The sequence below is a fragment of the Nostoc sp. genome (genome assembly GCF_036917095.1).
Taxonomy (GTDB): domain Bacteria; phylum Cyanobacteriota; class Cyanobacteriia; order Cyanobacteriales; family Nostocaceae; genus Nostoc.
Genome location: NZ_JBALFH010000014.1, coordinates 209559 through 222905 on the forward strand (window position 1 = coordinate 209559; position 13347 = coordinate 222905).

3 protein-coding genes are annotated in these 13347 nt (G+C 44.3%); all 3 read right to left on the reverse strand.

The window, feature by feature from the left end:
- Nucleotides 1-13: 13 nt before the first annotated feature.
- Complete coding sequence (locus V7L01_RS03835) at nt 14-5416, reverse strand: translocation/assembly module TamB domain-containing protein (protein WP_335032067.1); 5403 nt, start codon at nt 5414-5416, stop codon at nt 14-16.
- Between the two features lie 542 nt (nt 5417-5958).
- Complete coding sequence (locus V7L01_RS03840; protein WP_335032068.1) at nt 5959-7038, reverse strand: hybrid sensor histidine kinase/response regulator; 1080 nt, start codon at nt 7036-7038, stop codon at nt 5959-5961.
- Nucleotides 7039-7050: 12 nt separating this feature from the next.
- On the reverse strand, nt 7051-12870 hold the full coding sequence (locus V7L01_RS03845; RefSeq protein ID WP_335032069.1) for a PAS domain S-box protein: 5820 nt from the start codon (nt 12868-12870) through the stop codon (nt 7051-7053).
- Nucleotides 12871-13347: the final 477 nt, after the last annotated feature.

Genomic DNA, 13347 nt, shown 5'->3' on the forward strand with positions numbered 1-13347 from the left:
GAACTGTATCGAGCTAAAATCGGGTTTCATACTCAACTTGTAATAGATTTTCATCCCCTAAATTAGTTGAGCCTCGCATCAAAATTTCATCATTGAGTCGATAAAGCACGTTATAACGGAAAGCCTCATCGCTAGAAAGAGGGCGCGATAAAGAGGCAGAGAAATTTCTATTGATGTCAAATACACCCTCTGCTGATAAATTCAGAACTGAAGCTGTCGTTTTTTCATTATTAGTGGTTGGGGTGGGAAATATCCGAAACTCACTGAAACCAACAGCCTGTCCGATCGCAGTGATAGTTCCTTGTAAACCACCTAAAATGGTAGAACTAGCGAAATTAGTCAGCCCTTGGCCTGCATCTGCTTGACCGAAAGAACCCAGAATTGAGCCACCCAAGAGAGCAACTATTTCTCCCTTGCTACGGCTAGGTTCGCTCGTCAGTTCTAGATTGTCGCCTAATTTACTAGCTGGGCCGCTCACTCTAGCTTGAACGGTAACGCTACGTAAAGTCCCAAAGTTATTGACAGAAATATCGCTGACTTCAGAAGACAAGGGTGATTCCAAAGTTTGAGTGTTCCTTGCTGATGCTTCCGGTACAATTGCCGTCAGTCGGACATCCAAAGTAGGGTCAAGTCCTTGACTTGGAGTAAACCGCGCAGTTTGTTCATAGCCCCGCGCCAAGGTAAACGTAGTGGAAAATAAGCTCAGTCGTCCTCCAGTTAAACGAATGACTCCTTCAGGAAGCGGTTTGGCTAATGTACCATTAATGGTCAAGTCGCCTTTGGCGTCAAAGCTCAATAAAGGCTGACTTAATGCTGCTCCTCCTGGTACAAAGCTGAGTAGTGACTGAGTGGTAACCCGAATATCTTTGTCTAAAATCAACTTTAAATCTGCAAACTCTACAGGCAAATTGGGTAGACTGGTTGCGTTAGCGCTTCCGTCTGCTGTCACCACTGGGTTATTGCTTCCGTCTGCTGTCACCACCACTGGGTTAGCGCTTCCGTCTGCTGTCGGTGTGACGTTAGGGTTAACCTCTTGTCTATCTAAATTTATGACGTTAGTATTAGCCTCTGCTGTCGCTGCTGATTTTTTAGCAGTAGTAGGCGAGTTGCCAATAATTACCTGACCATCACTCAGTTTAATCTCTCCACCAATTACAGGTTTTAAGGCTGTGCCGCGAATCACGACATCGCCACCAACACCGCCTTCATACAGTCCTGCAAGCTTAAAATTGAGTTTGTCTGCTATTGATACTGTCAGGGGATTCGCTGCGGCTTGTTGAGGATCAAAAATTGGCAAGATGCCTGATGCAGTTACTTGCCCTTGATTGTAATTACCTTGGATATTTTCAACGCTTACCGTAGTACCATTAAATTGCGCTGTTCCTGTGACATTCGTTAGAGGTTCAGATAAGGCTTCAGCGCGAAAGGTTGCATTATTAAGTGTGGCGTTGCCGTTGATAATTGGTTCGTTTAAAGTACCTTGAACGTTTAAATCTACTTTTCCTTGACCGTCTACCCAAGCGACTTGATTGTTGGTCAACAGATTTAACAGTGCCAATCCTTCATTTTGCACATTGGCGTTGATGTTGATTTGATTGCTATCCGGTTGCACTTTGGGAAAAGGCAAAGGAGCAGGTACGCTACCTGTAATGGCGACTGGCTGCGTTCCTGTCACGAGTAAGGTACTATCAAAATTCAAGCGAGCTTTGTTGTAGTCAAAGTTCACTTCTCCTGTTTGTACAGCTTGCTTGTTGAGAGTTGCATTCGCTAGTGTCACTTTGCCTTTTGCACTAGGGTCTTGCAAACTACCTGCTAAGGTGGCATCAGCATTTACATTACCAGTGATATCTACGGGGTATTTTTCAATAAAAGGTTCTAAAAGTGATAGAGGTAGACTGGCTACATTCAATTTTCCAGATAGTTGCTCAGTTCCTAACTGTCCTGAAAAGGCCACTAGTCCTCGATCAATCCCCACACTCAAGGGTGAAAGTGTGACGATACCATCGGCAAAAGTCCCTTGAGCAACGACTTGATTAATGGAATAATTACCCCATTGCCAATTAGCACCTTGAAAATTAAAGCCGACATTCAACCCAGATTTTAAGGAGCCATTGGCTGTAATTGCTCCGCTTAAAGCACCTGTTAATTCTGCAAGGCTGGGCAAAGATGGGGTTTGTTTTTTCTCTGCTTGCTGTTCTTTGGCGATCGCTGCTGTAATATTTGAGAAATATGCTAACTGTGTTTTCAAATCTGCATCGGGCAAACTGATAGATTCAGTTGGAAGTGCTTCTGCACCAGCTAACGTTGGAGGCTGCAACCCGGTACTAAGGTCTTGAAAGTCGAAGATATTAAACGCTTGTAAAAGTCTCTGGATTTTGGCTTCGGCAAAATTAGCTTGGAATTGAAATTGCGGGTCATTCCCTGCTTGCACATTGCCACTGAGAGCGATGTTGGTATCGCCAATCCGCAATTGACCATTAGCCAAGCTAGCCGTACCATCAGCATAATTGATGCTGCCGCGAAATTCATCTGCTGCAACTCTGGCAACACGAGGCCCTGCGATCGCAACGTCTCCCGCAATGGCATAATTACTCAGATTGACAACTAAATTACCCGATAATTGCCCCCCCAAAGGTTTCAATTGATTGTTAGGTAAAAAGCCGCCAACAAGAGCGATGGGAAACTCTTGGGCGTTGACAATCAAATTATCTCCCTCAGTTCTACCTGTAGTAACTGCCTCATCGCGTTTAACTAAAAATGAGGTGGGACGATAATCTGCACCTAAATTAAGGGCAATCCGATCTTGTTTCCCAGCTAATCGCAGACTTCCTCCTTGTCCGCCTTGAAAATTCACATTTCCGGTTAAAAGTGGGTCAAATGCCAAGTTACTTACATTGAAATTCCGCAGTCGGATATTCCCATTAGCTTGCGGTACATCTGGAGTACCTGTAACTTTTCCATTAAAATCAAGTCGCCCTGCTATTGCTACATCCCCAGGAACTTTGAAGCCAGTATTTTGTAAGTTGAAATTTCGCGCCAGTACATTTAAATCAAATCCGGCAATTTGGGGTGCGCCAGTTGGGGGAGACTGAATAGCGATCGCACCATTAGCAGTAAATCCTGCGGTACTTGCGTTTTCAACTATAATCTGCTGTCCATTCCACTGAAATTGTGCGGTGAGCGGTTTTGCCAGCTGCGCGACTCCTTGGGGAAGGCTGATTTGTCCGGCGGCACGAATATCCGCAAGCTGGAAAGATTGGGTTGTGCCAGCTAACTGAATATTGCTATTCAGCCGTCCTCGCAGTTGTGGTGAGAAACGGCTGAGTTGAATTTGAGAAGTTTTGACAGATCCTTGCCAGCGTTGTTGTGCAAGTTGACCTTGAGCGGTGATTGTCCCACCCGCCACGTTCACAACCACATCGGGAAAGACGATATTCTCTCCTTGTTTGGTAACAACAACTCGTCCACTAGTGGGATAGGTGGCACTAGGCGCTTGCACCCGCGCTACTGTTTGCAGATTGCTCAGAGTCCCGGAAATATCCGCATTTGCCGAGACATTCCCAATGGTGATGGAGGGTGAGGAATTGTAGGCTTTGGCGATCGCATCCCCTGGTATATTTTTTGCTTGGACATTCAATGCCACCCTACCTTGAGGTACAAGCTGAACTCGTCCGCTAGCTGTGACTTGCCCTCCCACATCTGGATTTGCTTGAACGCGAGAAATATTGACGTTTAAGGGTGTACCCAGAGAGCCAGAAATTTTAGCGTTCGCAGATATACCACCAATATTAATGGGAGTTGAAATGCCGTAACCTTGAGCGATCGCATTTCCTGGGATACCTTGAGCTTGAATATTTACGCCTACCTGACCTTCGGGAGCCAGTTGAATTTGACCATTGGCTGTGATTTGCCCTCCGGCTGGTGGCGTTACCTGAACATTGGAAATATCAAGGTTCAAGGGCTGTTTGCCAAGTGAGCCAGAAATTTGGGCTTTTGCTGAGACATTTCCAACTGCGATCGGGAGAGTTACGCCATAGCTGCGTGCTAGTATATCTCCTGATATCCCATCAGCTTGAGCATTAAATATTACCCCATCTTTAGCTCCCAAATTAGCTTGACCGGCTCCTGTGATTTGACCACCTGCTGCGGGGACTATTTTCAGATTGGAGACAGTAAGTTGAGACGCAGTTTGAGATGCATTCAAGCGGAAATCAGTATTGATGCTTTTAAATTGAACCCGGTCAATTTGAATCGGTTTGGTGTTACTTACTGTACCGCTGACGACTGGTTGCTGAAGTGCGCCTAGTATTTTAATATTTGCTTGAATTTCGCCACTAGCTGGGACTGACGAACTCACTTTCAATGTATCTAAGATATTTTTCGCAGTAACTGGTCTGATCTGAGCAGAGACATTAAAACCTGTTTGAGTATTAATTGTTCCATTTGCCAGAATCGGAACTTTGCCAAAGTTCGTACTCAGATTATCTAAAGCAACTGTCTGACCCTGAAATAGAAATCTCCCATTAAAATTAGAAATCGGCTGAGGAATATTTTGGATTTTAGCAGCGATCTGATTAGCTGTAGCTGTTCCCGTAATCGCGATATCTGACAGTTTGGGTGGAATCTGCACCCCTAAGTCAGCATTTAAATATCCTGCTTGCAGAGCGATCGGTAACTGAATTAATCTAGCGATCTCAGATACTTGTAAATTTTGTGCTGAAAGTTGGAGGTTAGTTTGTTGAGCTTTTAGTTGGGTTTCGCCAACAATTTTAACAGCGCCTCCCCTAGTGAGTTGAGTATTGAAGTCATAACCGATCCTTTGATTTCGATCGGAAAATCGGGCAATACCACCAACTCGATCTAATATGACTGAGCCTTTGGGTTTAGTCGGTGCAGTAAATGGCATCAACTCTATATCGCCATCTTGAATTTGAAGTGACTGCAACTCAGTTTGAATAAAACCTTGTCCCTCCCCAGCTTTAACTTGGGCTGTCACCCAACGACCATCTTTATCCTGTTGAACGTAGACATTGGGCTGAACTAAGGTGACATTTAATGCTAATTTTCGGCTAAGAAGAAGTTGCAACGGCGAGAACTGCACTTCCAAAGCTTTTGCTACCACCCGATCTGCATCAGTCGGAGTTGCTGGTATTGATAAAGAACTAAATCTCAGACTAGAAAGCGAAAAACGTTCAACTTTCCCAACTTTTACTGGACGCCCCAGTAATTGCTCAAGATTTTGCTGTACTAACGGTGCTAAATCTTTGTATACATAGTTTCTAGCCCACCAAGCACCAACTATAATTCCAATTAGCAAAACCCCACCCAGAGCCAAACTGATACGTCCTAAAAGCAGAAGCCACAGACGACGACTAGATGGTTCCTGATTGTTTTCTGAATTTGGCGATCGCGTCATTATCGTTACATTACTTTTATCTGGAATGAGCAGAGAGACAGGCTAGCAACAGTTGTATCAGCCAGTCACAAGCTGCGGCTTTATATATGTCGAGAATAAATTGTTACCGGAAATTATTTCTTCTCGTCTTTAAATTTGGAGATTTAATCTGGAGTATGGTAATTAATTAGCACTTCCTCAATCTGAGCAGTAATTAGAGCTATTCTCTGCTTCACCTTTTAAAACTCTATAGTCGTCCAATACAGTTGTCTGGCAAATTTTGCCTCCTTTCTTTTAGGCAAAGTAGATGATTAGTATGTCTTTTCTCACAATATATATATTGCCAGCAACTATCTTTTGTACCAAGAATTAATATCTTTAGATAGATTTTATTTGCTTAAAGATTATTATTCTAAGTTTAGATAATAAATCATTGAACATTAAACTACTCCATGAGGAATTTTGTATATACGACGTTGGTAAGAAAATTTAACCCTGTATAATCTTACCAAGTAGTGATGACTTTGTTATAGTAATTGCGCGATAAGACAGTTTAGAGTTAATTATTTATTTTTGACTAATACAGTAAAAATACTACCATTTGGATGATTATCTTCAATGGTAATCGTACCGGAATGTGCCTCGATCGCCATTTTGCAGAAAGCCAATCCTAAACCAATTTGCGGCATTTCTGACATCAGAGTTCCAATTTCATACTTCTCGAAAATGATTTGCCGTAAGTCTTGACGAACTCCCGAACCGGAATCAGCGACTTGCACTTTAGCACCACCTGCTGGCAAATACTCTCCCCGGAGGATGACTTGAGAATTGAAGGGGGAGAACTTAATGGCATTGGAGAGCAAATTATCTAGCACTCGACGAAAAATCACTGCGTCTACTGCAACAATGCCACCAGGTTCGGGAAATTCACGTATCAGGGTCAGGTTTTTTTGAGTAGCGATCGCCTCAATATCTTCTACAGCTGATATACACAGCGCACAAAGATCCACTTCTGTGTAGTTGAGAACCATTTTGCCAGATTCCAGCTTTGCCATAATTAGCAAACTATCAATTAACGATTGTAGTTGTTGTCCAGCAAGTAAAATTTGATCGACTTTTCCTTGCTGTCGTTCCCGTGAGAAACCTGGCGATCGAAGAATCTCTGCTCCTAAGATAATAGTGGTAAGTGGATTTCGCAGATCGTGCACAATCATATTTACCATGTCTTCTCGCAGCTTGAGCAATACTTGCATACTGTCGTATTGCTGCTTAATTCGCAACATGGAATTAACTCTGGCTCGTAATTCCACACCGTTAACGGGTTTACTAATGAAGTCATCTGCACCCGTCGCCAGACATCGAGCCAAATCTTCTTTCTCGGTTAATGCTGTCACCATGATGATTGGCACTGCTTGCCATTGTGGATCGGCTTTGATGCGTCGGCAGACTTCCATCCCATCAAGATCGGGCATCATCACATCTAATAAAATCAGATCGGGCTGAAAACTATCGAGGCGATTTAGAGCTTGTTGACCACTAGGAGCGTAGTAAAGCTGGTAGTTTTCACCATCCAGTAAGGTTTCAACAACGTCAAAATTATCGGGTTGATCGTCGATCACTAAAATAGAGGCTTGAATATCCATCGAGAATTTCCGCTACCTGCTTAAGAGTTGTTGAATTGTGGCTACAAGCTGTTTAAGTTTTATCGGTTTGGTGAAATATTCGTTAGCTCCAGCTGCCAAACAAGTTTCGCGATCGCCAGGCATGGCTAGGGCCGTTAGTGCAACGATCGGAATATGCACAAATTGCCGATCGTTACGGATACGCCGCATTGCTTCCAACCCATCCATTCCCGGCATTTGAATGTCCATTACAATTAAGTCGGGGCGTTGAACTCTAACAAGGTCAATAGCTTGTTGTCCATTGTTTGCCAGAATCAGATGATACCCTCGACCTTCAAGATAGCCGGACATAGTATCAATATTTGCTTGATTATCTTCTGCCAGTAAAATCAAAGGAGTGTCTAGAACTGCTTCTGGTACGCCAATTAGATTTGGCGGGTTAGAAGGGGCAGAATGTTGTAGTTTATCTATAGTTGCTTGAAGTTGAGTGCGGGTAATGGGTTTGACCAGATATTCAAACGCTCCCTGAGCTAGTCCTTTGCTACGCTCATCCACAACTGAAATGATGATCGCTGGAATATATTTGGTTTTTGGGTTGGTCTTGAGTTGATTGAGCACCTCCCAACCGGATAGGTTCGGTAGTTGCAAATCCAGAATAATCAGAGCAGGTTGAAGGCGCAGCACTTCTTCTACTGCTCCTTCACCTGTGGGATGGATGATGGGTTGCATTCCCATTTCGCTGAAGTAGCGAGTAATTTGGTCAGCCGCCGCAACAGAATCTTCGATAATTAAAACTTGAGCATTCTCAGCAGGTAAGTGATAGCTGGGCAATAAAGTAGTTACCTGTGTTGTTGACATATTGTTGCTAGCATGGTAAGGAATGTAGACGGTAAAACAACTTCCCTCTCCAACTTCACTCCTAACTAAGACCGTTCCTCCATGTAGGGTGACAATCTTTTGTACTAGTGCCAAACCTAGACCAGTGCCACTGTACTGACGGTTAAGGCTACTGTCAAGCTGGATAAAAGGCTGAAACAGCTTGCCAATTTCTCCAGCAGCGATACCAATGCCAGTGTCAGCGATCTGGAAGCAGAGGTTTGGGGAGGATGAGGGGGACAAGGGAGATGAGGCAGAGGGGCAGGGGGAAGGGTGCAGAGGAGAGAAATTTTCCCCCTGCTCCCTGCTCCCTGCTCCCTGCTTCCCCTGCCTCCCCTGCTCCCCCTGCCTCTCTTCCCCTGTGCCCCCTGCCCCTTCTAGCCGGACTTCTAGCGTTACAGATCCGCCGTTTGGTGTGAACTTGACAGCGTTACTCAGCAGGTTGATCAGTACCTGACGCAGGCGGCGATCGTCTACTTGGATGCTGTCAATATGCTCAGAAATATGAGTCATAAGATGAATATTCTTTTTCAAAGCCATCTGTTTAACAAAAGCAATGCTGGTATCACAGAGGCTCCTGACAGAAACATCACTCAATTGCAGTTCCAGTTTGCCAGATTCGATTTTAGACAAGTCTAGAATGTCGTTGATTAGTTCTAACAAATGTCTGCCACTGCGCTCAATAGTGGCGATCGCTTTTACTTGTCTTTCATTAATGGAGCCAAATACACTTTCTTGTAAACCCTCTGACATACCCAAAATCGCATTGAGAGGTGTTCGCAGTTCATGGCTCATGTTTGCGAGAAATTCGTCTTTGAGGCGAGTGGCGCGGGCAAGTTCTATATTTGCGTTAGCAAGCTGCTCATTCGTTTGCCGTAATTGTGCTTCGGCTTGTTTGCGTTCTGTGATATCTTCGTGAGATACCAGTATGCCAATCACCTCTCCTGCGCTATTGGTCAGGGGCACTTTATTAGTTTGTAGCCAGAGTTGTTCGCCATTAGCCCCTTCAAATGGCTCCTCATAGCCTAGTTTAGGTGTTCGGGTGTTCATCACCATCATATCGTCTGCACAGTAGAGGTGTGCTAACTTTGCCCAAGGTAATTCAAAATCGGTCTTGCCGATAATGTCATCGGTTGTCAGTTGAGAATGGCGGATAAATGCTGGATTGCAACCAATAAACCGCGATTGGCGGTCTTTCCAGAAAACACGTTGCGGAAATGTATCTAGTACCGTTTGCAGCATTTTGCGTGATTCTTCCAGTTCTTGCGCGGTTTGTTTGCGTTCGCGGATATCAAATAGGGTGGTGCGGCTGTATAGATAGTTTCCTTCAGCATCCTTGACAGCAGTAGCGCTTACCAGCACGGGGAAAACTGTACCATCTTTACAAATGATGTCCAACTCCAAATCTTTCACTGAACCCTGCTTTTTGAAGCGAGGATAGTTTTGCGCGAAGGACAAGCGACTGGCTTGAGTGAAAAAATTCACCAGGGGTTGGCCAATCATTTCCTCACGGGTATAACCTAACCATTGCAGTTCAGTCTCGTTGACCTTAAGCAATCGGCCTTCGCTGTCGAGAGAATGGTAGCCACAGGGAGCATTATTGTACAAATCTTCGACCTCATGGGCATATTTCGCCAATGCCTCTTGTGCCTCTTTTCGTTCGCTGATATCAGCGATCCGGACTAGATTCATGGTACGTCCGGCTACAGTAATCGGCTTGGCTGCAATGTTTCCCCAGAAAATCTTACCCTGAAGAGTAATATATTCAATCTCTAGGCTCCAGACACCTTTTGACTGCATATCTCTGACGATCGCATCTGTTTCGCTGGCAGTGAATGGACGCAGTTGGAGTGTCTGACCATTGATACTGACTAATTCAGCTTTGTCAACCGCCTCAAACAGTTCCACTGCCTGCCGATTGCAATCCAGGGTGAGCAGGGTTTGCGGATCGACCAGAAAGATGGCATCAGCAGATTCGTTAAAAATTGCTTCTCGTAAATCCCTGTTGTGGATGAGTTCTTGTTCGGCTTGTTTGCGATCGCTAATATCATAGTTAACCCCAATCATCCGTACAGGTTCACCCTGCCGATCGCGTTTGAGAATGCCGTAGCCTTTGAGGAAACGAATTTCTCCACTTGGTTGAACGATGCGGAACTCGACATTATATTCTTGATTTCCTTGTATAACTTGCTCCATAGTTTCCAGCAGATAAGGGCGATCTTCCGGATGTAAGCAGTTAAACCAAGCATCAAAAGAACCGTTAAAATCAGTTTTACTCACTCCATACAGTTCGTACATCCGATCGTCCCAAATCTGGCTTGCTTGGACGAAATCATATTCCCAAATACCAAATCCTCCAGATTTGATAGCTATGGTTAGCCGTTCGGAGAGGTGATGGAGCTGTTCTTCTACTTGTTTGCGTTCGCTAATATCTGTCAGTGTGCCAATGTAGCCAATAATGGTGTCGTTGGCGTTAATTTCGGGTAGCACTTGGACATAAAACCAGTTGATACTGCCATCTGGGCGTAGATGCCTACCTTCACTCTGATAAAATTCTTTTGGATTAACATATCCTTGCTCAAATTTTAGAGACCATTCCCTCCCCAAACGCTCGGCGTCTTCTGGGTGCAAAGCCTCTATCCACCCTGCCCCCAATCCTGCCTGTATTGGTCTACCAGTCATCTCACTCCAGCGATCGTTGACATAGATGCATTTACCAACGGTATCTAGCCGGAAAATAGCTACAGGAGCCGCTTCTGCCAGATGTGCATAACGGAGTTCGCTGTCTCGAAGGGCTGTCTCTATTTGTTTTTGCTGGGTAATATCTTTGGCAATACTCAAAAATCCGATATTCTGTCCTTCCAGATCCTTAAGGATTTTCACTGACAGAAATACAGGGAAACGAGAGCCATCTTTGCGAATGTAAGTCCATTCGTTTTCATAGGTGCTTCCGTCTTGAGTGACGATAGTAAAAAATTCCCTACCGGGTGCAATTTCCCTACCCAATTTCAACGAGAGTTCTGCTGCGCGTTGGTTGAGTTCTTCCGGGTCGTGAAATGTAGTTGGATTTATTTGCCGAACAACCTCATCTGCTTTGTAGCCCAACATTTTCTGAGCAGCTGCGTTAAAGGTTTGAATGCCATTTGAGTTATTAAAAATAATCGCATAGTCAGTACCATCTAAAATGGCTTGCTGCAAATTAGCGATCGCTAATAATTGAGCTTCTGCCTGTTTGCGCTGTGTAATGTTAATATGGCAACCAATCATCCGCAGGGGATTGCCGTCTCGATCCCAGGCAATGACGCGACCGGAACAAATTACCCAAACGGTAGAACCATCCTTATGTCGATATCTCACCTCATTGTAAAAGGGGATTTGTCCGCGACTTTGGACGTGTTGCTTGAAAAGTTCTAGAACACCCGGTAAATCCTCTGGAAAAACCAAGCGTTGCCAGCTCTCTGGTGTATTTGGCAATTCACGATCTTCATAGCCGAACATCTGCTTGAAGGTTAAGCTCAAGTACTCCTGATTGCCCGGAATATCCCAATCCCAGTAACCTGCTAGCCCGACTTCAAGAATCTGCTCCAAAAGATGTAATTCAATTCGCAGCATCTGGGCACGCCGCCGCTCTTCCTCTGAGAGCTTGCGTTCTGTGATATCTATCAGCACGCCCAGCATCCGCAGTAGTTGTCCGGTTGCGTCGTAAACTCCCCGTCCTTTTGCCGATACCCAATGAATGCTGCCATCTTGCCAGACAACTCGGTATTCCACAGCATAATCGGTTTGGGTGGCGATCGCCTGCCTCAGTTCCGGCTCAACCCATTCTCGATCCTCTGGATATAACTGATTGAGCCACTTTTCATAAGTCCAGTTCACATCACTCAGATCGGAACCAAAACAGCGAATTGCATTCTCACTAGCAAATATTTGATGGGTGATTGGGTTCCATTCCCAATAGCCAATACCAGCAAAATTCAGGGTCAGCTTGAGTTTCTCTTCGCTAGCTTTTAGGGCTGCTTCTGTCCGTTGGCGTTCTGCCAGTTCTGCCTGTAATTGCTGATATGCACTTCCCTGTTGAATGGCGATCGCTATTTGCACTGCCAGTCGATCCAACAAATCTAGTTCTACTGATTGCCAATGGCGAGATGCACTACATTGGTGAGCAATTAATAATCCCCATAATTGCTCTTTGACTAAAATAGGTACTACCAAATTGGCTTTGACTTCAAATTGTTCTAGAAGTTGCAAATGACAATTCGTTAAGCCAGCTTGATAAATATCGTCGATTGCTCGTTTTTTCCCTTGGAGATAATTACTTCTGGCTGCCTTTTGAAAGCAGGTGTCCAAAATCTGCTTTCCCAAAGCCACAGTCCAACCTGGAAGGACTGACTCCGCCTTAATTGTACCGCTCATATCCGGCTGAAATTGATAGACCACTACTCGGTCTGCTTTCAAAAACTGCCGTACTTCTGTTGCTATAGTAGGCAGAATCTCTTCTAGTTTCAGAGACTGACGAATCCGTAAGGCGATCGCAGCAATCAGTTGTTGTTGTTCCCGACTTTGTTCTAACTGTCGAGTCAAATCCATCCGTTCAATGGCATGATGAATTGCACCTTGAAGAACTTCAAGTGTGAGTTTATTTTTAACTAGATAATCTTGCACACTACTTGTCAACGCACGGACAGAACTGATTTCATCCCCTTGTGCTGTCAGCATAATCACAGCAGTTTGGGTATGGTTATGACATTCCCGAAACTGCTGAACAAACTTCAGCCCATCCCCATCAGGCAACGCAAAATCCAGCAAAATGATATCTGGTATCTCCTGTTGACACCATTTCAGTGCTGGTTTTCCCGTTTCAAACTCCAAAAATCGGTAGGTATACAGGCTGTCTTGCTCCAAAAAGCGACGATATGCTTCCCGATCTTCAGCGCAATCATCAATCAGCAGGATCGTGAGGCAAGAAGGATAACTCATAAGTTAAAAATACAAACGCGATCGCGTTTCAAAAAAATTATAGCTCGATAGCATTGTGTTAATAGCTTGATGTAAATCGAATCACGCTTGGACAAGAAAAATATAGAACAGGCAAAATACCTGAGATATCTTTATATTGCCCATCAGCGCGATGTCTTCCCCAAATCCCTTAAATTTTTTGCATTTTAATTGCTTTACGACTAGGTGTTATAAACGAATGGGATTCGCAGTTTTACTTAAACACCTCCTCAGAGCTTCAGTAAATTTGCGGCCTTCAAAATTCACTCATTAACAGCCGCAAGAGTAACACTCAAACCTCTGTTTTACTGTGATTTTTCTCATCAGCCAGACTGTTTTAAAGTTTCACATCATCGATTTTATTGGCTTGTTCTGTGCCCTTATTCTATAAAATATCCTCTATTCTACGGATGATCTAGAGTTGCGACTCAGTATTTCTTCAGCAATTCAAAATAGCCA

Excerpts from the sequence above, each read along its gene's own strand:
- V7L01_RS03835 (WP_335032067.1), bottom strand. The coding sequence starts at position 5,416 with ATGACGCGATCGCCAAATTCAGAAAACAATCAGGAACCATCTAGTCGT.
- V7L01_RS03845 (WP_335032069.1), bottom strand. The coding sequence starts at position 12,870 with ATGAGTTATCCTTCTTGCCTCACGATCCTGCTGATTGATGATTGCGCT.
- V7L01_RS03840 (WP_335032068.1), bottom strand. The coding sequence starts at position 7,038 with ATGGATATTCAAGCCTCTATTTTAGTGATCGACGATCAACCCGATAAT.